Here is a 20,593-nt window from a genome sequence, read left to right as displayed (position 1 = left end):
GTCAACGTCCGATCGTAGCGAAATAGGGGGCAAGCAGAATGCCCAAACCGAAGATGAGGGCGACGACCGCGAGCAGCATGACGATGCGCAGCAGGCTTTTCGCGACGGTGAGGTCGCGCGGGGTGTTGCCCACCGCGATTTGCAGAAGGGTCGCGCTGACCAGGATGCCAAGGCCGATGCGGAAGACCAGCACCGAATATTGCTGGGCCACCAGCAGGATGCCGAGAAGGATGAGCGCCATCAACACGGTCTCGAGCCGATCGATAAAGCTGCTGGCGGGTTTCATGTCCTCGCGCTCCATCTCACACCTCCCCGCGCACGGTGCCGAAGGTCATGCCGACCAGCAGATATTTCTGGAAGAAGTAGATGAACAGCACCGGCGGCAGAATGTAGATCGACGTCAGCGCCGAGATGAAGGTCCAGTTGAGGCCGCCATCGGAATAGGCGCCGACCGCGAGCGCATAGGGAATGTTCTGCGTCGAGACGCCGCCGATGATGAAATTGAACAGGAACTCGTTCCAGACAAAGATCATGTTGAAAATGAAGGCGGCGATGAGCCCCGGCTTCACCTGCGGCAGCACGACCCGGAAGATGATATGCGCCCAGGAGCCGCCATTCACACGGCCTGTTTCGTCGAAGCGGGTGGACACGCCGTCGAGGAATCCCTTGAGAATCCAGACCGAGAAGGGAATGGAAAACATCGCATAGAACAGGATCATCGCCAGATGATTGTCCTTCCAGCCGAAGGCCACATACATGAGATAGACCGGCAGAATGACCGCCGGGCCCGGCAGCATGCGGATGGACAACAGCAGGAACATCAGGAAATCGGTGCCTTTCGGCTTGAAGCGCGAGAAGCAGAAGGCGGCGAGAAACGACACGAAGACCGCGATCACCACCGCCGCCGCCGACAGCAGCACCGAATTGCCGAGCTGCAGCAGAAAGGATGTGTTGGTGACGAACAGGTCGCCGTAATTGGCGAGCGTCGGCGAGAAAAACAGCTTGGGCGGCGTCGCAAGGATATCCTCCCGCGTCTTGAACGATGACAGGATGATCCAGGCCACCGGCGAGAAGAACAGCAGCGACACGATCCAGAGCGTGACGTGATACAGACGAGCGCGAAGAGTTTCCGACATGTCAGCGTCCTCTGCGGCGGCGATTGAGTATGAAGATGAACATCGAGGTCATTGCGATCGAAATCAGCAGCAACAGCACCGAATAGGCGGATGACCAGCCCATATTGAAGCTTTCGAAGGATTGCTTGTTAAGCTCAACCGCCACAAGCCGCGTCGTCTGGCCGGGACCGCCCTTGGTCATAGGGATGACCAAGTCGAGCGTCTTGAAGCTGTCGATGGTGCGCAAGAGGACGCCGAGCATCAGAATGAACTTGCCGTGATGCCATATGACGAGCGAGACGCGCTTAGGCCAGGACAGACGGTCGATTTCGGCAGCCTCAAGTTCGGCCTTGGGCACCGAGCCGAGCGCAGCCAATGTCATCAGCGTCATGAACGGCGTCCACATCCAGCAGTCGACGGCGAGCACCGCCCAAAAGGCGATCTGCGGATTGCCGAGGAAATCGATCGTCCCGGTCGGCGACATCCAGCCGACAAGCGCATTCAGGACGCCGAAGGTCGGATCATAGATGAAACGAAAGAAGGTGCCGGTGGCGACCGGGGTCAGCACCATCGGCGTAAAGAGCAGAGTGAGCGCCAATCGACGGCCCGGCATGCTCTTGGAGCCCCAGAACAGAAAACCGAGCAGAATGCCAAGCAGGGTCTGTATTCCAACGCCCACGCCGACGAACAGGAATGTCCGGCCGAGATCGCCCCAGATGCCGTTCTTGTTGCGGAAGATGTCCTGAAAGTTCCGAAACCCAAAATATTCAGGCGGCGTGCCATTCAGCAGCGAGAATTTGTGAAACGAAAGCCCCAGCAGCCAGAGCGTCGGGATCGTGTTGAACACGATAAAGAAGGCGAGCACCGGAGCCAGGAGCGCGAAGATGATGACGCGCCTGTCGTCCTTGAACGCCTGGGGCGATTTCGTTGACGCCATGATGTTCCATCCATTGCGGCAAGCGCCCGCTGATCCGAAAAGGACGCGGCGCGCGCTCATAGTTGGGGTTGGCGGCGGCCGGTAAGGTCATGCCGACCGCCGCCGGGAGAGACGCTTGAACGAGAGCCAGGTCCGCCGGTCGCCCTATCGACGACCGGCGGATGCCCAGAGATCGCGAGACCTCAGAGGCTTGCGGCCGAGCAGGCGTCGGAGGGACCTTCCTTGGCGAAGCCGTCGTCATAAAGGATCTGCTGCTGCTGGCAGGCGATATAGTCGAGCGCCTGCTTGGCCGAGGCCGTCGAGCCGGTCATGTAGGAGGTGAAGCCTTCCTGCTGCACAGCGAGCATTTCCGAATAGCGCGGATGGTGCCAGAAGTCGCGCGACCGGCCGGTTTCCAGCATGAACTTGTAGGCCCGGTTCCACGGATTGATCTTGTCGAAATCCGGATTGGAGAGCGTCGCCTTGTCGGTGGGGTTGCCGCCGCGCTTGGCGAATTCCAGCGTGGTCTCGGGCAGATACCACCAGTTCATGAAGTCGATGGCGACGCGCATCTTCTCGTCGTCATTGAAGGCGTTGAGCACCCAGGGCTGGCCGCCCATGCAATAGATGCGCTTGGCCTGGTCGCCCTTGCCGAATTTCGGCGGCGGCACGACGAGCACCTTGTCCTTGTTCTCGGGCGTGATCATCGCGAGACCGACGGCCGCCCATTGCAGGCAGGTCGCAACCTTGCCCTGGGTCCAGACATCGATTTCCTCGGCGATGCCGAAGTTCGTCGCGCCAGGCGGCATGTATTTGAGCCAGGATTTGTAGAGCTCCATGGCCTTGGCGTTCTCATCTGTGTTGAGAATGCCTTCGACCTGTCCGGTGTTCGGATCCCAGATGTCGCCGCCTCGGCTCCACATGATCGAGAGCTGCGGGCAGGTGCAGAAATCGTAGACGCGGCTATATTGCCAGGCGGCGCCCCAGAGACCCTGATCCGGACGCGTGAAGAACTCCATGATCTTTTCATAGTCTTCGGCGTTGAGGTTCTCATATTCCTCGAAGGTCGAGGGGAGCTTCATATTGTATTTGGCCTGGAAGGCAGCCTGTTCCTTGGGATCCTCGACGAGGTCCTTGCGGACGTAAAGCGCCTTGGTGTCGCCTTCCTGCGGCAGGCCCCAGATCTGGTCGCTGCCATCGGGATATTTCATATAGGTGTTGACGACGGTGTCGGAATACCAGTCGAGCTGCAGGTTCTTGTTCTTGGCGATGATGTCGTTGAGCTGCAGGATCCAGCCGGGCTTGGCGAGCGCGCCGAGCCATTGGCTGTCGGAAATGATGATGTTGTATTCCTGGCTCTTGGTCGCCAGCGACGTCGCCGCCTTCTGGAACAGGTCCGAGAACGGCGCCTCGGCAAAGCCGAAACTGACGTCGTAACCGTATCTTTCCTTCACATAATCGGCAAACAGCGGCGACATCTTCACGCCGAGCGAAGACGGCAACCAGCCGGCGATGCCGAGAATGTTCATCTCGATCTTCTTGCCCGCCAGCGGATGGCTTTCGGCAGCCATCAGGCGGTTGATGAACGGCGCGGACATCGCGCCGGAAAGACCGGCAACCGCCGCGCCTTTCAGTATCGTTCTTCTCGGCACGACGAAACGCGCGCCGGTCTTGTCACCGGAATCCACAGTCATTGAGATCTCCTCCCGAAATGCCGCCCTCGGCTCCTCCCGCGGCGGCGACGCGTGACTTTAGCGGTTCCTCAACCAGTCACTTTGACATTTGTTGATCATGTGCCGTATTTTGTCAACAGCTTGCCAACGCATCGGGAAAATAATGCCGGCGAGGTTCCAACAGGGCCTGAGCAAATGCCTGTGTCCCACACGTCCAATGATCCTGGCTATTTTCCGGAGTTGTTGGCCAAGGGCGCCTGCGGTTCATGGAGCAAGCCTTCAGGCGACAACTCAGGACCGGACAAGTGGAGCGTCGCGAAATCGAAACTGAAAGCGCGCTCTTCCAGCACAGCCATTATGATCGCCGAGGCGAGAGGAAATCGCTCGGCCGAACGGTCCTGTTTCTCCAGCCAACGGGCCAGTAAGCAGGCGGTGTCGACTCCTTCGACCGTTTCTCCAGACAATTCGGCGCCGACAACGTCCGCGACGGTCCGGCCAGAACCGAGACCGTGTCCTAGCCTGCTGTTGCGCCCGCCGCCGACGGTGACATGCAAATCGCCTAGGCCCGCCAGACCGACAGCTGTGTCGCTGTCGCCGCCCAGCGCAGCGGCAATTTCGGTCATTTCCCGCACGGCCACGGAAAAAGCGCCGGCGCATGGGTTCTTCGACTGCCCATCCGCGCGCTTGTCATCCGGATACCGGGTCTGCATGGCGCTGACGCCGATGGCGTAGAAGTTTTTCAGGGCGGCGCAGGCTTCGAGACCAGTAGCGTCAGCGCTTGTCGCCAGCCGATAATAGGGTGTTTGCATCAGACTGCGGAGCCATTTGGCCGCCTCGTGATCCGCACTGCCATAGATCGACAAGGTCGGCAGGCGATTGGCGAGTTCACGAGCGATGCACGGCCCGCCGATGCCGATAAATGTCCGCATGGACGGCATGCGATGCGGCAACGTGTCGGCATAGGTCGCAAGTGTGTCACCGACAAGATCAAGCCCCTTGGTGACGAAGGCGATCGGCTTGGGGCGGTTCAACCTCTGTCCCACATAATCGACGAACCAGCCGATGCCGGGGCTGCTGACGCCGGCGACGATCACATCGGCGTCTTCCAGCTCTGCCGCCTGGAGTTGCGCATGCGTGATCGGTCGAACCCCATCCGGCAGGCGCGCATCCAGCTTGGGATGTACGCCGCCGGGCGTCCGCAGGACGTCAATGATCCCGTCATCAAGGGGCGAACCGACAAGAGTCACACTATGGTCATTGTCGGCCGCCGGGACCGAAAGCGCCGAGCCCATGACGCCGGCGCCGATGATTACGATCTTCGCCATGATCGCCTCACCGCATCATCGCGGCGACATTGCCGCCGTCAACCGTCAGGACGGCGCCAGTGGTGGCGCGGGCCTTGATGAGATGCAAAAAGGCCTCCGCCACATCCTCGCCCGTCACCTCACGTCCGAGAAGATTGCCACGCATATAATCATGCGGCGTGACGCCGCGCGCGCGGCTGCGCTCCTCGACCATGGCGTCCGTCATCAGGCCGGTGCGGATGCGGTCGGCATTGACGGCGTTGCAGGTCACGCCCATCGGCCCGTATTCGATGGCCGAATGGCGCATCAACGCCAGCGCCGCAGCCTTGGCCGCACCGTAAGGCGCAAATTCTGCACCGGGATTGACGGCCTGCTTGGAGATATTGAAGACAATCGCGCCGCCCGTGCGCTGCTTGCGCATCACTTTCGCCGCTTCCCGCGACACGAGTTGATGGCTCCAGAAATTGAGGTCCATCGACTTGCGGAAGATGTCGTCCGCGACATCCAGGAGCTTGCCCTGGAAGGCGGCGCCGGCATTGGAAATGACGATGTCGACGCCGCCGAAGGCGGTTACCGCCTTGCCGATCGCCGTGCTCACCGAAACCGGGTCCGTCACGTCGCACACAACGCCGAGCCCACCCAGCTTTTTGGCCTCGGCTTTCACCGCCTCCTCGGCGATGTCGACGAGAACCACTTCCGCGCCATCGGCTTTCAGCGCCTTGGCGATCGCAAGACCCAGGCCGCCGGCGCCGCCCGTGACGACCGCCACTTGCCGGGTCAATGGTTTTTCGACGGATTTCGCGAGCTTGGCCTGCTCCAGCGACCAGTATTCGATGTCGAACAGATCTTCTTCGGACAGAGCTTCGAACGCCTCGATGCCCTCGGCCTTGGTGATCACGTCGATGGTCGCTTCGGCGACGTCGGCGGCGATGCGGGCGTTCTTGGCCGTCTGACCGGCGGCGAACAGGCCGACGCCCTGGACATAGAAGACGCGCGGCATCGGATCGAGCATGGTCTTGATGCCGCCGACCCGCACATTGTTGCGCTCGAAATAGGCCTTGTACTCCTCCGCATAGCGGGCGACGGCGGCGCGGACGTCCCGCGCCCAATCGTCCAGCTTTTCAGGATCCGGCGCGGGAAGCGCGACGCCGTAGCGCTTGATATGCAGCACATGCTCGGGCGTCGCGTTGCCGCGCCGCACGAGATCGCCGGCATTGTCCGCGTTACAGAAGTCGAGGATCCTGTCGTTTGCCCGGTGCTCGAGGATGAACCGCTTCGGCGCCCCTTCCTGCCCGGTATCGATGGCGATAGCGCCCCGCAGAATGGGCGCAATGTCCTCGGCAGTCGCAACAGGTTTCACGACCGGAGAGGATTTGAACGGTCGCGCACGTCCGCGCGCCAGCCCGCGCTCCGCCGTGTCGATCTTGGCGATCATGTCCTCATAGGCCTCGCGCGGATCTTCAGACCAGGTGAAAATCCCATGCTTGAGCAAGATCATGCTGTCGCCGCGCGGCTGGGCGCGGAACGCCTCGTCGCAGACTTTCGCCAGCACGAAGCCGGGCATGACATAGGGCACGATGATGCTGTCGGGGAAAAGCTCCCGCACCAGCTCTTCGCCATGCGGCTGATTGGTCAGAGAGACGATGGCGTTGGCATGGGTGTGGTCGATATGCTTGAACGGCAGGATGGCGTGAAGAATGGCTTCGACCGAGGGATTGGGCGCGGCGGGATCCAGCAGAAGCCGCCGCTGCAGCATCACCATGTCTTCATCCGAGAGACTGTCGAATTTCACCAGGTCCTGAAGCGGCTTGAGCCGAACCGCCGGCAGCCCCTGCGGTTCGATCACGCCCATGTCCCAGCCGCTGCCCTTGACGCAGAGCACATCGACATCGGAGCCGTCGCGATCGGCGATGACCGTCTTGACGGAGGTGTTGCCGCCGCCATGCAGCACGAGCTCAGGATCCTGGCCGAGCAGCCGCGTCGTATAAGTGCGGATGGCGAGATCCCGATTGACGCCCTTGTCGACATAGGCCTGCACCACGGAGGCGAAATCGCCGTCGTTCCATCTCGATTTCATGGCAATATCCTTCCTGCCCGCGCGGCGACCGGCGGGATCACTGTCAGTTTTCTGGCTCTTCAGAGCCGGTTTTCGGTTTCCGCGTCGAAGACGTGCACTTTCTCCGGCGCAATCGAAAAGCGCATATCCTGTCCGCCGGCAAAACGGGCGCCCTTGTCGACGATGGCGAGGAACTGACCCTCCGGGCCTTCGCAGCAGAGCTGCGCGTCATGCCCCATGCGCTCGATGAGCAACGAGCGCGCCGCGATCCCGCCTGCCTCGTCAACGGTCACATCGGTCGGTCGCATGCCGATCACCACGCGCCGTCCGGGCTCGACGGCATGAGAAGACGCAATCCGCACCCTCCCCGCTTTGGTGTCGACGGCGGGCGCGCCATTGTCCGAGACCACGACGCCGGTCAGGAAATTGATCGCCGAGGAGCCGATGAAGTCGGCGACATATTTGCTGGCCGGCCGATCATAGACATCATCGGGCGTGCCGATCTGCTCGATCTTGCCGGCGCGCATCACCACAATCTTGTCGGCCATGGTCATGGCCTCGATCTGGTCGTGGGTCACATAGATCGTCGTGGTCTTGAGCCGGTTGTGCAGCTGGCGGATCTCGGTGCGCATATGTGCGCGCAGCTTGGCGTCGAGATTGGAGAGCGGCTCGTCGAACAGGAAAACGGCCGCTTCGCGCACCATGGCGCGGCCCATGGCGACGCGCTGGCGCTGGCCGCCGGACAGTTCCTTGGGATAGCGCTGCAGATAGGGCGTCAGGTTGAGGATTTCCGCCGCCCGCTCCACCCGCTTCTTGATCTCGGCGGGCGGCAATTTGGCCACTTCCAGGCTGAAAGCGATGTTCTCATAGACCTTCATGGTCGGATAGAGGGCGTAGTTCTGAAACACCATGGCGATGTCGCGGTCGCGGGGATGCACGTCGTTGACCCTGCGGCCGCCGATCATCAGATCGCCGGCGGTCACCGTTTCAAGTCCGGCGGTCATCCGCAACAGCGTGGTCTTGCCGCATCCCGAGGGACCGAGCAGCACCACGAACTGGTGGTCTTCAATCAGGAAGGAAATATCCCGCATGATGGTGAAGGCGCCGAAGGACTTGCCTATGTTCTTATATTCCACGGTGGCCATGTCGAATTCCAATCAAAGAGAAGGTCTGCGCGTCAGTATGTCTGCCGGGTCGGCGTAATGACGATTTCCTGCACGATGGCCCGTTGCGGCAGTTGGTAAGCGTCAAGGATCCGTTGCGCGACGATGTCGGCGGAGATGCCGCCGCCGATGGCCGCCTTGTTGGCCTTGTAATTGGCGAGCGTCGTCTCATCCTTCACATGATCAAGCACTTCCGTGTCGATGATCCCCGGCGACAGCACGATCACCCGCACGTCATGCGGCGCAAGATAGGCGCGCAGGCTCTCGGAAATCGCATGGACGAAATATTTGGTGCCGCAATAGACGGTGTGATCAGGATAGACCTTTCGGCCGGCGATCGAGCTCATCATCATCAAGGTGCCGGTCTTGCGAGCGATCATGCCGTTCAGCACCGCATGCACGCTGTTCATCACGCCCTTGGCGTTGATGTCGATCATCTCGTCCCATTCCTCGGGCGGCTGCTTGGCGATGTCGCCGAGCCGGGCGATGCCGGCATTGGCGAACATCATATCGACAGGGCCGTGGATTGCTTCCGCATCGCGCACGGCGTCGGCAATTGCGGTTCGGTCGCGCACATCGACCTTCTTCAGCACTGCATTCGGCAGACCGAGCGCTGCCAGCCTATCCAGACGGCGCGCCATCAGGAGCAGAGGATGGCCTGCTGCGGAGAAGGCCCTGGCGGTCGCCTCGCCGATGCCGGAGCTTGCGCCAGTGATGGCGATCAGAGGTTTGCTTGTCATGTCAGACTCTCGGATTGCTGCTGTTCAACACCTGGGAACGGGCGCGGGAGATAATTCCCCCGCGCCCGCTTCGCGGGATCAGCCCTTGAGGACTTCGCCAACCTGCTTGGCGATGTCGTCCATGGCTTCCTTGGGAGAACCGTAATTGCCGGCGAAATACTTGCCGAGCCCAACCGGGATCGTGTCGCTCGACAGCTGCGCCCATTCCGGAAGATCCGGCTCCGAGCCCATATGCTTGGCAATGGTTTCGCGCACCACCGGCAGATGGCGCGTGGTGCCGGCGCCGACTCGCGCATGCGAAAGCACGCGCGGATCGTCATAGACGCTGGCGCGCGTTGGGCCTGTGCCGCCGCCGAGCGTGGTGATCAACGCCTGGGTGTCGGCGCAGGTCGCCCATTGCATGAAGATCCAGGCCGCGTCCACATTCTTCGAATACCGTGAGACGGCGAGCGAGGAGCCGCCCTGATGGCCGACGCCGGGGATTTCGCCATAGCCGGTTTCCTTGACGGTTCGCAGCGACGAGGCGCGCGGCGGCACCGCGACTTCGCAGAGTCCCGAAACCTTGGTCTGGGTCGGATCGTCGAAATAGGGGAAGAACTCGCCCCAGGACAACATGGAGGCCGCAACGCCCTGCGCCACCGACTGACCCTGACCGTCCCAGGTCCAACCATCGACGCCCGGAGGCATGGTTGCCTTGAGCTTGGTCCAGTATTCCATCGCGGCGATGCCTCTTTCATCATTGCCGGTAAACTGGCCGTCAGGTCCGAAGATCGAGCCGCCATGCCCCCAGAGCCAGGCCGTCCAGTCGCATTCGAGACTGTAATGGCCCGACTTCATCTGGCCGGAGGTGCCATAGACGGTCGGCCCCATTTCCTCAGTGATGATCTTGGAGTTGCTGTACAGCTCTTCCAGCGTCTCCGGCGCCTTGAGGCTGAACTTGTCGTAGATGTCCTTGCGGTAAATCATGATGAAGATCGGGATGTCATAGGGCACGCCGACCCAGCGATCCTCGTATTTGGATATGCCGTCCACCAGCGCCGGCAGGAAGTCGTCGAGATTATAGTTGGGCATGGCGAGGTCCGCCTTGCCGGAATATTGTTCGCGCGGATCGAACACATCCTGGCTGAAGCTCGCCGCCCAGCTCTGGTCGATATAATAGAGATCATAGGTGCCGAGCGAGGAGGCGACGTCGAGCGTCAGCTTCTGCAGCACCTGTTCGAGCGGCAGCACTTCGATTTCGACCTTGATGCCGGTCGCTTCCTCGAAATACTTCTTCAGCTGGCCATTGATCGCGTTGGACGGCGGCGTCGATTCCGTCGCGAGTTTCAGCGTCGTGCCGGCAAACGGCTTGGCGACATCCTTGAGCCAGGCGAGGATTTCCGGGTTAGGCGTCAGTTCTTCGGCGGCCTGGGCGCTCGAAACCATACTGAAGGGACGATTTCCAAAACCCATGCCGAGCGCGCTGGCGCCCAATCCGAGCTTTCCGGCCGCGCGCAAGAAGTCGCGCCGGCCCATCTGGCCGCGGACGAACTTGTCCGTGATCGAAGCCAGATATGATTTTCTCAAACTGTCTTTCATGCTCTTCTCCTCCTCTATCGAACGACGAAAGCGTCGGCCGGATTGGTGTTTCGGCTGGCCCCTCCAGGCCGCCGGTTCATTGCTTCAGCGATCCCATGGTCAGGCCGCGCACAAGGTGCCGCTGAACCAGCAGGATGACGATGAAGGCTGGCACGATGGCCGCCGCTCCCAAGGCGGCCATGTTGCCCCATGCCGTGCCGATCGACGTCACAAAGGTCGAGGACACGACGGGAACGGTCTTGATGCCGGTCTGCGTCAGGGTCAGGACGAACAGGAACTCCGTCCAGCTGAAGATGAAGCAGAGCACGGCGGAGGCGGCGATGCCCCCCTTTGCCATCGGCAAAACGATGCGGCGGAAGATGGTCCAGCGCGAGGCGCCGTCGAGTAGCGCGCTTTCGTCGATTTCCGCCGGGATATCGTCGAAAAAACTCTTCATCAGCAACACGGCGAGCGGCAGGTTCATCAGCCCGTGCACGAGGATCACGCCGAGATAGGTGTCGAGCAGGCTGAACTGCTTGAAGATGAAGAACATCGGAATGGCCACCGCCACCGGCGGCATCATGCGCGTCGACAAAACCCAGTTGACGAATTCGTGGCGGCCACGGAAATGCATGCGCGACAGGCAATAGGCGGCAAGCGTGGCGACCACGATGGCCAGAATCGTCGAAAACGTCGCCACGATGATGGAATCGAGAAGACGCGGGGCCATATAGAAATTGCCGCCGCCGGGATCGACGGTTTCCTGGGTGCCGTAGCCGAAACCAAGCGAAATGCCGAAAACCTTCTCGAAATTGCGCACGGTCGGGTCGAAATCGATGAATTTCGGCGGCCAGCTGAAAATGTCCCGAGCGTCGCGGAAAGCGACCGATGTCCAGAAGAAAATCGGAAAAAAGAAGATCGCGACAACGAGCCAGCCGGCGATGGTTCGAACGGTGCTTGCGGTTCTGCTCTGGCGCATGGTCACCACCTCACCTTGAAGATCTTGATGAACAGATTGGCCATGACCATGACGATCAGCAGGCTGACCAGGCTGAGGGTCGCGCCATAACCCCATTTGAGATTGCTGAAGGTCTGCTGCCAGGCATACAGGCTGACCGTATAGGTAGCGGTGCCGGGACCGCCCGAGGTCATGACGAAGACATAGTCGAAGACGCGGAACAGATCGATGCCGCGCAGCAGAATGGCGACGGCGATGACGCGGCTCATCATCGGCAGCGTCAGGCGACGGAACATCTGTACGGCGGAAGCGCCGTCGATCATCGCGGCCTCATAGGGCTCGGCGGGCAGCGAGCGCAGGCCGGCCATGAAAATCAGCACCATGAACGGCGTCCATTGCCAGATCTCCGCGACCAGCACCCCGGTCAACGCCAAAGAGGACGTGGCGAGAATAGGCGTCGTCTTGTCCAGAAGGCCGAGTTGGTTGAGGAAATAGGTGATCACGCCGAATTGCGGGTCTTCCATGAGAAGGAACATCATGCCGGCGATGGCGGGGGGGATGACAAGCGTCATCGACAGCACCGCGCGCAGCGCCCCGAACCCCGGCAGTTCAGCATCCAGCAAGAGAGCGATCGCCATGCCCAGCACGAGTTCGAAAATCAGGGCGATGAAGAAATAGACGAAAGTGACGCCGAGCGCGCTCCAGAATCGCGTATCGTTCCAGAGCTGGATCCAATTGTCGAAGCCGACAAAAGCGAGCGTGCGTTTGCGCGGCAGGAACTCGTGAAAGCTCAGCCAGATATTGTAGAGCAACGGATAGATCGTGAAGACGACGAGCAACGCGACAAGCGGCGCCAGCCAAGGCCATGGCGAATCCGAGATCGCGATGCGTTTCACCTGCAATACGGACATTCCGTACTCCTCCCAAGAGCGAATGCCGACCGGACGCGGAAACAGGCCGCGTCCCATCCTCTCAAACCCCGGCGGCTCCTCGTCCGCCGGTCATGCGCGCGCCGCCCTCTATGGCGACGCCGTCTCAGCCATTAGCTACGCCTTTTCGCGCCGACATTCGGTCGTCTACCGTCGCCATCCATTCGCCGAGCGCGGCAAGCTCCTCGCGGCTCATGCGAATGCCTGCCTTGGTGCGGCGAAAGGCGATGTCTTCGGCGTCCCGCGCATATTCCCGCTCCATCAGAAAGCGGCATTCGGCCTCGGTCAGTTCGGGACCGAACATTCTTCCGAGGTCGGACGCCGCCCGTGCGCCGCCGAGAATGAGACGCGCCTCCGTGCCGTAATGACGGACGAGCCGTCGCGCCGGCTTCTCGGTCAGGAACGGGTAGTCGCGCTGGAGATCGACAGCGAGGCGACCGGCTTCGCCGGCGGGAAAATCGCCGCCCGGCAAAGTCTGTCGGCGCGTCCAGCCGTGACCGCGGCTCCATTCCGGAAACGTCTCCGCAAGCCGCGCCAAGGCGTCTTCCGCCAGGCAGCGATAGGTGGTGATCTTGCCGCCGAAAATGTTGAGGAGCGGCGGCTGGCCCTCTTCGGCATCCAGCGTCAGAACATAGTCCCGCGTCGTCTCCTGAGCATTGGCCTTGCCGTCGTCATAGAGCGGGCGGACGCCGGAATAGGTCCAGACAACATCGCCGGGAGCGACCGTGCGGTTGAAATAGGACGAGGCTGCCGCGCAGAGATAATCGATTTCCTTCTGCGTGATGGTCACCGCCGAGGGATCGCCGGAGAAATCGACATCGGTGGTGCCGATCAGCGTGAAGTCGTCCTCATAAGGGATGGCGAAAATGATGCGCCCGTCCGGATTCTGGAAAATGTAGCACCGGTCGTGGTCGTAGAGCCGGGGCACGACGATGTGGGAGCCCTGAACCAGGCGCACGGAGCCCGGCGCATTGCGGCCGATGGCCGTTGCCAGCACTCGGTCGACCCAGGGGCCGGCGGCATTCACCACGGCTTTCGCCCTGATGGTTTCCACCGTTCCGTCGCCAAGATTTTCCAGCGACAGTTTCCAGATGTCGTTATCGCGGAATGCGCGGGTGCAGCGTGTGCGGGTGCGGATCTCAGCGCCCCGCTCTTCGGCGTCGCGGGCGTTGAGCACGACGAGCCGGTTGTCCTGCACCCAGCAATCGGAATATTCGAAGCCGATCGACGAGACATCCCGCAACGGCGCGCCCGCTTCATGGCGGTTCAAGCGTAGCGTCTTCGTCCCCGGTAATTTCTTCCGACCGCCGATATGGTCGTAGAGAAAGAGACCCAGCCTCAAGAGCCATGCGGGGCGCAGCCCCTTGCGATGCGGCAGCACGAAACGAAGCGGCCAGATGATATGCGGGGCGATGCTCCAGAGCACTTCACGTTCGGCCAGCGCATGCCGCACCAGACGGAACTCGTAATGTTCGAGATAGCGCAGACCGCCATGAATGAGCTTGGTCGAGGCCGAAGATGTGGCCGAGCCGAGATCGGACTTCTCGCAAAGAAACACTTTGAGGCCACGGCCCGCCGCGTCACGGGCGATGCCCGCGCCATTGATGCCGCCGCCAATAATCGCGATGTCGTAGAGAGGAGCCGTCATGCCGCCGCCCTCCCCGATCGCGCCGCGAGAATGCGTTCGGCGACTTCGACAAAACCCTGCCCGCCCTCGGCGCTGGCTACATAGGCCGGCTCGGCGTCGATACGCCCCAGGAATTTCAGCACATTTGCGACGCCGCAGGCATTCGGGAAGAAGGAGAACATCGGCGCATCGTTGGGGCTGTCGCCGACGAAGACGATCCTGTCCTTGGCGCCGTCGATATCGAGGCCCAGCACATCGATGGCGAAGCGCCGGGTCATGGTCAGCTTGTCATAGGAGCCGAACCAGCCATTGACATGGATCGAAGACACTTTGGCGACGGCGCCCTCCTCCTCGAAAATGCGCTTGATGCGATCGACCTCGCCGGCGCCGAGCGGCGGCACGTCCTCGCAGAAATCGATGGCGAGATCGGCTTCCCGATAATGCTGATCGGCCGAGATCGCGGCCCCCGGGACCTCGGCGAGAATCCGGGCGCGCACCCGCTCCAGCCGCAGACGATTTTCCGCGCGTTGCTGGTCGGGCGTGGCGAAAACTCGGCGCATGCGCCGATCGCTCGCATGATAGGAAAAATAGAAAGCGCCGTTTTCGCCCACTACGCCCGCGACGGGCCACATTCTGGCGATCATGTCGCACCAGCCGGCTGGCCGACCCGTGATCGGCGCTACCGAAACGCCTGCTTCCGAAAGAGCTTCCAGCGCCGCATAGGCGGCGGCCGGCAGTCGTCCGTCTGTCGTCAAGGTGTCGTCGATATCGGCGAACAGCGTCGTCACGCTTCTGGCCGTCTCGATGGGCATATCGGCGACCGCGCGCATGGCTCAGACCTCCGCTGCGGCGAGATCTTCGAGCACGCCGCTGTCGGCGGCGATATCGAGGAACGAATAGCGATTGCGCATTTCCCGGCAATGGATCACCGCTTCGCGATAAAAGTCGACGGGAACGCCGAGCTCAGCCGCCGTTGTCGGGCCGCCCGCATCCTTCAGCAGGCGCGTCATCTCGTCGACGGGAATGACGAAGGCCTGAAGCTCGCGACGCAGGGTCGGCCAGAGGTCGGCCAGACGTTCATTGATCTCGTCCGCCGCGCGCTGATCGTAGATCTTGGGGGCGATATCCGCCAGGCATTGGCTTGCCACATCCGCGCCCATCCGCCTGACCATGTCGTCGCGATCAATCCGCGTCGGTCCGATCCTCGGCGGCGTCGCGCTGTCGAGAAAGCGCCGCTGGATGCGCGCCATGGTCAAGGATGCGACGCCAACCTGCTGTCCATGCAAAGTGCCCGGATGCCGGTCGCCGGCAAAACAATCGATGTAATGCGAGATCTGGTGCTCGCCCATCGAACCATGATGGGACATGCCGGTGAAGGACACGCCGAGGCCGCACAGCGTCAGCACGCGGTAGAGATAGCCATTCGCCTCGACATCGCCCTGGCCGATCCCGGCGGCGCGACGATTGAGTTCGATCTCGTCATTGGCCTGAATCAGATAGGGCGAATTGGCGTAGACCGAACCCAGCAAGCGGTGCGACATCCACCAATCGACCTGCGCCACCGACCGGCAGATGCAATCGGCAAATCCTGCCGCCGACAGATAGGTCGGCGCCGCAGCCGACACTGACAAATCGACAAAGAAACCCGCCGGCGCATGTGACGGCAAGGAAACCTTGAGCCCGCTGTCCAGCGTGATGGAGGCGGTGGTGGACGTGTAGCCATTCATCGACGCGGCCGTGCCGAACACGCAATAACGACGGCCATCGAGCCCCGTCACATATTTCACCAGGTCATTGATGGTGCCGGATCCAACAGCCACCAGCCCTTCGGCCCCCTTGAGCCGCTCCGTCAAGTCCGCGACCGTCGCCATGTCGGCATGCGGGTGATCGAGCAAGACCGTCTTGACCGGGCCAAGCGTTTCCAAGGCCTTGGCGACGCGGCTGCCCATCGCTTCCCAGGTCGCGTGATCGGCAACGACAGTGAAGGATTTGCCGAGTTCGAGGCTCTTCACCAGCTCGGCTTCCCGGCCATCAAGGCTTTCGGCGATGACGATCGAGTCATAGGGCACGGACGGACGTTCGCCCGTTTCCGGATTGGTCCATTCGCCTGCGACGATGTCATCGATAAGCGCGGTCCAGCCGCCCATGGGCGCGCCATCTGCGGCGCCCCGGTTCCTCAGCGTTTCCATTCCCGTCATCCAATTTTTATTGCTTGGATACAAGTGACACCAGTTCGTGACACTTGTCAACACAGATGACAGGCGACATTGACATTTGTCTTCCAATGCCATCAGATGGAGATGAAAAGACTGCTAGAGGAAACACATGCTGGAAGGCGTGGCCGAAAAGCCGACCGAATTCGAGGACGCCGTCACCTGGGCGGCGTGGCTCTATTACGCGGATGAAATGACCCAGAGCGAAATCGCCAAGGCGCTCAACGTGTCCAGGGCGACGATCGTGAACTATCTGCAAGAGGCGCGGGAACGCGGCATCGTCTCGATCCGTCTCAATACGCAGGCGAGCGGACGCACCGAAATCGCGCGTCGGCTGATGGACCGCTTCGGGCTCGACGGCGCGCTGGTCATTCCCACCGGGGAAGATCGGGACCTCGTGCGCCGCCTCGGCGATGCGGGCGCCCGCGTGCTGGCCGACCAGATCAAGCAGGGAGACGTCATCGGCGTCGCATGGGGGAGAACCGTGTTGTCGGTCGCCAACCAGATCACCCTGCCCGACCCCGTCAATGATCTCACCGTGGTGCAGGTGTCTGGCAGTTCGACAGGCGAACCGGATTTTTCGCCGGAACTCTGCACCTCGCTGTTGTCGAGCCGCATCCGCGCGCGCTGCGTCAACCTGCTCGCCCCGGCCGTGCTGTCGACCCGCGAATTGCGCGACATGCTGCTGGAAGAGCCGGTGCTCAAGAAACAGTTCGACCTGATCCATTCGACCAACCGCATTCTGTTTGGCGTCGGCGATGTTGGCGCAAAGAGCACGGTTCGCATATCTGGCATCGCCAGCCAGCAGGAGATCGACGACTATGTGCGCGACGGCGCGGTGGCGGTCATCATCGGCCGGTTCATCAACGCTGCGGGAGACGGCGTCGGCGGCCAGCATGACGCCCGCATGGTCGGCATTGCGCTGGATGAACTGAAGCAGACGCCGAACCGCATCTGCGTCGCCGGGGGATTGAGCAAGATCGACGCGATTCTCGCCACGCTCACCGGCGGTTACGCAACGCATCTGGTCACGGACATGGCCACGGGAGAAGCCTTGCTCGAGAGATGACCGCCGCGGCCTCCGCGTCGGCGACCATACGGAAGTCTAGCGGAAGGAGGAGCCGCATGAATCCGAACGAACGCTATGTCATCGGCATGGATTCGTCGACCCAGTCGGTCAAGGCCATCGCCTGGACTCAAACTGGGGAACCACGCAGCGAAGGCCGCGCGCCGCACATATTGCTGACGCCCGACGCCTATCGCGCCGAGCAGGATTCCAGCGAGTGGTGGATTGCGGCCTGCACAGCGCTGCGAAAATGCGTCGCCGGGATCGATCCCAGCCGCATCGATGGACTGGCGATTTCCAACCAACGCGAAACAATGGCGCTGTTGGACGAGAATCGAAAGCCTCTGGCGCCGGCGACCGTCTGGCTGGATCGCCGCGCCCGCGACATGACGCATGTGCTTTCGGATGAACTTGGACGCGACTATCTCCATCGCGTTTCAGGCAAACCCGTTGATGTCATTCCCTGCGTCTTTCGCCTCAGGCACTACCGCGCCCATGAGCCCGCGCTTCTCGAGCAAGCCCGCTACATTCTTTCGGTTCACGACTTTCTAGTGATGCATCTGACCGGGGAACCGGCGGCGACATGGACGAGCGCCGACCCGTTCGGCATTTTCGATATCGAGAAGAAGGAATGGTCGCGGCCGATCCTCGATCATCTCGGCATCGGGCTCGAAAAACTGCCGGTCGCGCATCGGCCCGGCGCGCTGCTCGGCCGGATTACGCCAGAAGCAGCGGCGGCCACCGGCCTTCCCTCAGGTCTTGCCGTCTACGCTGCCGGTGGCGACGGCCATTGCGCTGGCCTCGGCGTCAGCGCCATTGACCCGCGAACCGTCTATCTCAATCTGGGAACCGCTGTGGTCGGCGGTGTCTGGTCGCCCACCCCGGCGATAAGTTCCTATTGGCGCACGCTGATTTCCCCGACGGGCGAGGGTTATCTTCTGGAAGCCGTACAGCGGGCCGGCGCGTTTTTCGTCAACTGGCTGATCGACAATTTCGCCGGCGGACGCAGCGATCCGGCGATCTTCCAGCGGCTCGAACGCGAAGCGATGGACATTCCAATCGGCGCCGACGGCGTTTTGGCCTGCACCTATCTGATGGGCTGCATGGATCCGCATTGGGACGAAGAAGCCCGCGCCTCTTTTGTCGGCTTGGGGCCGAACCACCGGATGAGCCATCTCTATCGCGCCGCGCTTGAAGCCATCACGCTCGAATTCGCCCGCGCGCTCAAACTGATGCAAGCCGCCGCTCCCGGCGCTGAAGAGATCTATGTCATCGGCGGCGGCGCGGCGAGCCCGCTGTGGCGCAAGATGGTGGCGGACGCCACCGGATTTCCCGTACGGCGCAGCCTTTCGGATGAGGCGTCGGCGCTCGGCGCAGGCATTTCAGCCGCCGTCGGGGCCGGCTGGTTTGACGATTTTAGGGCCGCTGCGAAAGCCATGTCTCATCAGGCCGAGGCGACAGAACCGGATCTTGGCGCTCACGCCGTTTGGGAAGACCTGTCGCGGCGCCAGGCTGACGTCTATCGTAGGGCATAGCGCAGGCGCGCGAAAGCCGGCGGCCGGGGCAGTGATTGGCAATCTTCGGGTGTTTGCACGGCATTGTCTTTATCTCACACGTCACGTCGGCGGCTCGCGCCTCGCTTTGCCTGAGATCGGCAGCGGAGAGCGGATTGGCAGAGATAAATTCGTCTTTTGCGCAAACACCTGATAGAGCAAGAGCCTGCCGAGTGTGAAGATCGGACCTCATCTCAGGAGGTTTGAAACATTGGGCCGAAACCGGAGATCCCTTATGGGCTGGAAAACGCCAAAGTTTGAATATGTGAACGGGTATAAGATCGTGGAACTCGATGGACCCGCCTTTCAGGTCTATGACGGCGACCGACAGGTGCTGGAGCCTTTCCCCTATCCCGGCGAGGCTGCCGCTTATGCGAATACTTTGCCAAAGCGAGAGGCGCGGCGCAACTAGGCGCGAAACCTTCGAAAACCATCTGCAACTCCTTCAGCGAATGCGACGCAGAATTTGACAAACTCCCGTCTTCCCACAGCCTTGGAACTGCTCGGTTGGTCCGACTTCTTCGAAGATCAGATCGAGCCTGACGAAGCAGACCTCGCGCCGCGGCGCGTCGCATCGGTTCACCGGGCGCGCATCGAAGCCATCAGTGTCGCGGGGCCAGTCGAACTGGAGCTTCCAGCCAATGCCAACACGGCGGAATTCGCGGTGGGCGATTGGCTGCTTGCAGATCCGCACTCCAATATGTTTGTCCGCCGGCTCGAGCGAAAAACCATTCTGCAGCGACGTCCAGAGACAGGACGGGGTCTCCAACTCGTCGCCGCCAACGTCGATACGCTGTTAATCGTGACGTCCTGCAATGCTGATTTCAACAGTGAAAGACTGGAACGCTACCTGATCATGGCCAACCAGGCTGGGAGCAACCCGGTCATCGTGCTGACGAAGGCCGACATTGCCGAAGACGTAGGCCTGTTTCAGTCCCAGGCGGAGGCGCTGCAGCGTGATCTGCCGGTCATTGCCCTGAACGGACGCTCCAGCGATGCAAATACTCTGTTAAGCCCGTGGTGCGGCGCGGGCCAAACGGTCGCGCTCGTCGGATCCTCCGGGGTAGGAAAATCGACGCTGGTGAACACGCTGACCGGCGCGGCGGCCGACGCAAAGCAGAAAACCGGTACAATCCGCGAATATGATGCGCAAGGCCGTCACACCACGACCGCGCGATCCCTGCATGCCACTCCCGGCGGCGGCTGGGTCATCGACACGCCCGGGATCAGATCGCTCTATGTCAGCGATGTCACCGATGGCATCGACACGCTGTTCGCCGACATCGTGGAGCTTGCGCCGCTTTGCCGATTTCGCGATTGCACCCATGCGCATGAGCCGGACTGCGCAGTTCAGGCGGCCGTAAAAAGCGGCGCTATCGCCGCCGATCGCGTCGAACGGTGGCAAAGCCTCGTGTCTGAGAATCGAGCAAGAACCCCGACCATCAGCGGGGCGCGCGGCAACAAGATAGTTCGCAAGAAGAAATATTGAACGTGGCAATGTGATCGCCGAGGGGCGCTTGCGCCTGTTGGCAGGACAGTCGGGTCCGAAAACCTTCATTGGGAAACCAACAGATGCGCCAAAACGGCGGCTGCTGTTTCCGCCGCCTTGCCGGTGGGAGCATTTTCCGGAACGCAAAAACGCCCAGTGATTTTATCACTGGGCGTTTTAGGAATTGCTTTTGGTTGCGGGGGCAGGATTTGAACCTGCGGCCTTCAGGTTATG

General features: G+C 61.6%; 18 protein-coding genes. 4 read left to right on the top strand and 14 right to left on the bottom strand.

Translation table 11 applies throughout. The annotated features are described in order from the left end of the window. Position 1: 1 nt before the first annotated feature. From M2360_RS07610 to M2360_RS07545, 14 genes are all read right to left on the bottom strand, one after another. Positions 2-301: a hypothetical protein gene (locus M2360_RS07610; protein ID WP_280774121.1), complete on the bottom strand. Its 300-nt coding sequence runs from the start codon at positions 299-301 to the stop codon at positions 2-4. 1 nt (position 302) lies between these two features. Continuing rightward, complete coding sequence (locus M2360_RS07605) at positions 303-1,136, bottom strand: carbohydrate ABC transporter permease (protein ID WP_280774119.1); 834 nt, start codon at positions 1,134-1,136, stop codon at positions 303-305. 1 nt (position 1,137) lies between these two features. Further along, positions 1,138-2,052: a sugar ABC transporter permease gene (locus tag M2360_RS07600; protein ID WP_280774117.1), complete on the bottom strand. Its 915-nt coding sequence runs from the start codon at positions 2,050-2,052 to the stop codon at positions 1,138-1,140. 182 nt (positions 2,053-2,234) lie between these two features. Beyond that, entirely contained in the window at positions 2,235-3,725 is a 1,491-nt protein-coding gene (locus M2360_RS07595) for an extracellular solute-binding protein (protein WP_137154192.1), read from the bottom strand. A gap of 206 nt (positions 3,726-3,931) precedes the next feature. After that, positions 3,932-5,029, bottom strand: a complete 1,098-nt coding sequence (locus tag M2360_RS07590; protein ID WP_280774105.1) for a glycerol-3-phosphate dehydrogenase — start codon at positions 5,027-5,029, stop codon at positions 3,932-3,934. Between the two features lie 7 nt (positions 5,030-5,036). Next, positions 5,037-7,085, bottom strand: coding sequence for a bifunctional aldolase/short-chain dehydrogenase (locus M2360_RS07585; protein ID WP_280774104.1), 2,049 nt, complete (start codon positions 7,083-7,085; stop codon positions 5,037-5,039). Between the two features lie 59 nt (positions 7,086-7,144). Next, the gene (gene ugpC / locus M2360_RS07580; protein ID WP_280774103.1) at positions 7,145-8,209 is read right to left on the bottom strand and encodes a sn-glycerol-3-phosphate ABC transporter ATP-binding protein UgpC; all 1,065 of its coding nucleotides are present in this window, start codon (positions 8,207-8,209) and stop codon (positions 7,145-7,147) included. 32 nt (positions 8,210-8,241) lie between these two features. Then, positions 8,242-8,967, bottom strand: a complete 726-nt coding sequence (locus M2360_RS07575) for an SDR family oxidoreductase (RefSeq protein ID WP_280774102.1) — start codon at positions 8,965-8,967, stop codon at positions 8,242-8,244. A 78-nt stretch (positions 8,968-9,045) separates the two neighbouring features. Beyond that, positions 9,046-10,545 (bottom strand): extracellular solute-binding protein, encoded by a 1,500-nt coding sequence (locus M2360_RS07570; protein ID WP_280774101.1) that lies wholly within the window; start codon positions 10,543-10,545, stop codon positions 9,046-9,048. A gap of 76 nt (positions 10,546-10,621) precedes the next feature. Continuing rightward, positions 10,622-11,503: a carbohydrate ABC transporter permease gene (locus tag M2360_RS07565; protein WP_280774100.1), complete on the bottom strand. Its 882-nt coding sequence runs from the start codon at positions 11,501-11,503 to the stop codon at positions 10,622-10,624. Between the two features lie 2 nt (positions 11,504-11,505). Beyond that, positions 11,506-12,393 (bottom strand): sugar ABC transporter permease, encoded by an 888-nt coding sequence (locus tag M2360_RS07560; protein ID WP_280774099.1) that lies wholly within the window; start codon positions 12,391-12,393, stop codon positions 11,506-11,508. A 124-nt stretch (positions 12,394-12,517) separates the two neighbouring features. Next, positions 12,518-14,059, bottom strand: a complete 1,542-nt coding sequence (gene glpD, locus M2360_RS07555) for a glycerol-3-phosphate dehydrogenase (RefSeq protein ID WP_280774098.1) — start codon at positions 14,057-14,059, stop codon at positions 12,518-12,520. Next, the gene (locus M2360_RS07550) at positions 14,056-14,868 is read right to left on the bottom strand and encodes an HAD-IIB family hydrolase (protein WP_280774097.1); all 813 of its coding nucleotides are present in this window, start codon (positions 14,866-14,868) and stop codon (positions 14,056-14,058) included. Before M2360_RS07550 ends, glpD begins: the two co-directional genes overlap by 4 nt. 3 nt (positions 14,869-14,871) lie before the next feature. Beyond that, positions 14,872-16,227, bottom strand: a complete 1,356-nt coding sequence (locus tag M2360_RS07545; protein ID WP_280774096.1) for a sn-glycerol-1-phosphate dehydrogenase — start codon at positions 16,225-16,227, stop codon at positions 14,872-14,874. A gap of 136 nt (positions 16,228-16,363) precedes the next feature. Here M2360_RS07545 and M2360_RS07540 point away from each other — a divergent pair, with 136 nt between their 5' ends. The 4 genes from M2360_RS07540 to rsgA all read left to right on the top strand — a co-directional run bounded on the left by M2360_RS07540 (position 16,364) and on the right by rsgA (position 20,359). After that, on the top strand, positions 16,364-17,320 hold the full coding sequence (locus tag M2360_RS07540) for a sugar-binding transcriptional regulator (protein ID WP_280774095.1): 957 nt from the start codon (positions 16,364-16,366) through the stop codon (positions 17,318-17,320). Positions 17,321-17,376: 56 nt separating this feature from the next. Beyond that, the gene (locus M2360_RS07535) at positions 17,377-18,852 is read left to right on the top strand and encodes an FGGY-family carbohydrate kinase (RefSeq protein ID WP_280774094.1); all 1,476 of its coding nucleotides are present in this window, start codon (positions 17,377-17,379) and stop codon (positions 18,850-18,852) included. Between the two features lie 253 nt (positions 18,853-19,105). Further along, a complete protein-coding gene (locus M2360_RS07530; protein WP_280774093.1) occupies positions 19,106-19,282 on the top strand; it encodes a hypothetical protein in 177 nt (58 codons plus the stop codon). Between the two features lie 54 nt (positions 19,283-19,336). Beyond that, the gene (gene rsgA / locus M2360_RS07525) at positions 19,337-20,359 is read left to right on the top strand and encodes a ribosome small subunit-dependent GTPase A (protein WP_280774092.1); all 1,023 of its coding nucleotides are present in this window, start codon (positions 19,337-19,339) and stop codon (positions 20,357-20,359) included. The last annotated feature ends 234 nt before the right edge of the window (positions 20,360-20,593 follow it).

The organism is Rhizobium sp. SG_E_25_P2 (assembly GCF_029892285.1).
GTDB lineage: Bacteria > Pseudomonadota > Alphaproteobacteria > Rhizobiales > Rhizobiaceae > Rhizobium_E.
This window is presented reverse-complemented; position numbering and strand designations above follow the sequence as displayed.

What these genes read in the sequence shown, in the direction of transcription:
- ugpC (WP_280774103.1), bottom strand. Translation starts at nt 8,209, where the DNA reads ATGGCCACCGTGGAATATAAGAACATAGGCAAGTCCTTCGGCGCCTTC.
- M2360_RS07590 (WP_280774105.1), bottom strand. Translation starts at nt 5,029, where the DNA reads ATGGCGAAGATCGTAATCATCGGCGCCGGCGTCATGGGCTCGGCGCTT.
- M2360_RS07610 (WP_280774121.1), bottom strand. Translation starts at nt 301, where the DNA reads ATGGAGCGCGAGGACATGAAACCCGCCAGCAGCTTTATCGATCGGCTC.
- M2360_RS07585 (WP_280774104.1), bottom strand. Translation starts at nt 7,085, where the DNA reads ATGAAATCGAGATGGAACGACGGCGATTTCGCCTCCGTGGTGCAGGCC.
- M2360_RS07530 (WP_280774093.1), top strand. Translation starts at nt 19,106, where the DNA reads ATGGGCTGGAAAACGCCAAAGTTTGAATATGTGAACGGGTATAAGATC.
- M2360_RS07570 (WP_280774101.1), bottom strand. Translation starts at nt 10,545, where the DNA reads ATGAAAGACAGTTTGAGAAAATCATATCTGGCTTCGATCACGGACAAG.
- M2360_RS07545 (WP_280774096.1), bottom strand. Translation starts at nt 16,227, where the DNA reads ATGGAAACGCTGAGGAACCGGGGCGCCGCAGATGGCGCGCCCATGGGC.
- M2360_RS07560 (WP_280774099.1), bottom strand. Translation starts at nt 12,393, where the DNA reads ATGTCCGTATTGCAGGTGAAACGCATCGCGATCTCGGATTCGCCATGG.
- M2360_RS07600 (WP_280774117.1), bottom strand. Translation starts at nt 2,052, where the DNA reads ATGGCGTCAACGAAATCGCCCCAGGCGTTCAAGGACGACAGGCGCGTC.
- M2360_RS07540 (WP_280774095.1), top strand. Translation starts at nt 16,364, where the DNA reads ATGCTGGAAGGCGTGGCCGAAAAGCCGACCGAATTCGAGGACGCCGTC.
- M2360_RS07605 (WP_280774119.1), bottom strand. Translation starts at nt 1,136, where the DNA reads ATGTCGGAAACTCTTCGCGCTCGTCTGTATCACGTCACGCTCTGGATC.
- glpD (WP_280774098.1), bottom strand. Translation starts at nt 14,059, where the DNA reads ATGACGGCTCCTCTCTACGACATCGCGATTATTGGCGGCGGCATCAAT.
- M2360_RS07535 (WP_280774094.1), top strand. Translation starts at nt 17,377, where the DNA reads ATGAATCCGAACGAACGCTATGTCATCGGCATGGATTCGTCGACCCAG.
- M2360_RS07575 (WP_280774102.1), bottom strand. Translation starts at nt 8,967, where the DNA reads ATGACAAGCAAACCTCTGATCGCCATCACTGGCGCAAGCTCCGGCATC.
- M2360_RS07595 (WP_137154192.1), bottom strand. Translation starts at nt 3,725, where the DNA reads ATGACTGTGGATTCCGGTGACAAGACCGGCGCGCGTTTCGTCGTGCCG.
- M2360_RS07565 (WP_280774100.1), bottom strand. Translation starts at nt 11,503, where the DNA reads ATGCGCCAGAGCAGAACCGCAAGCACCGTTCGAACCATCGCCGGCTGG.
- M2360_RS07550 (WP_280774097.1), bottom strand. Translation starts at nt 14,868, where the DNA reads ATGCGCGCGGTCGCCGATATGCCCATCGAGACGGCCAGAAGCGTGACG.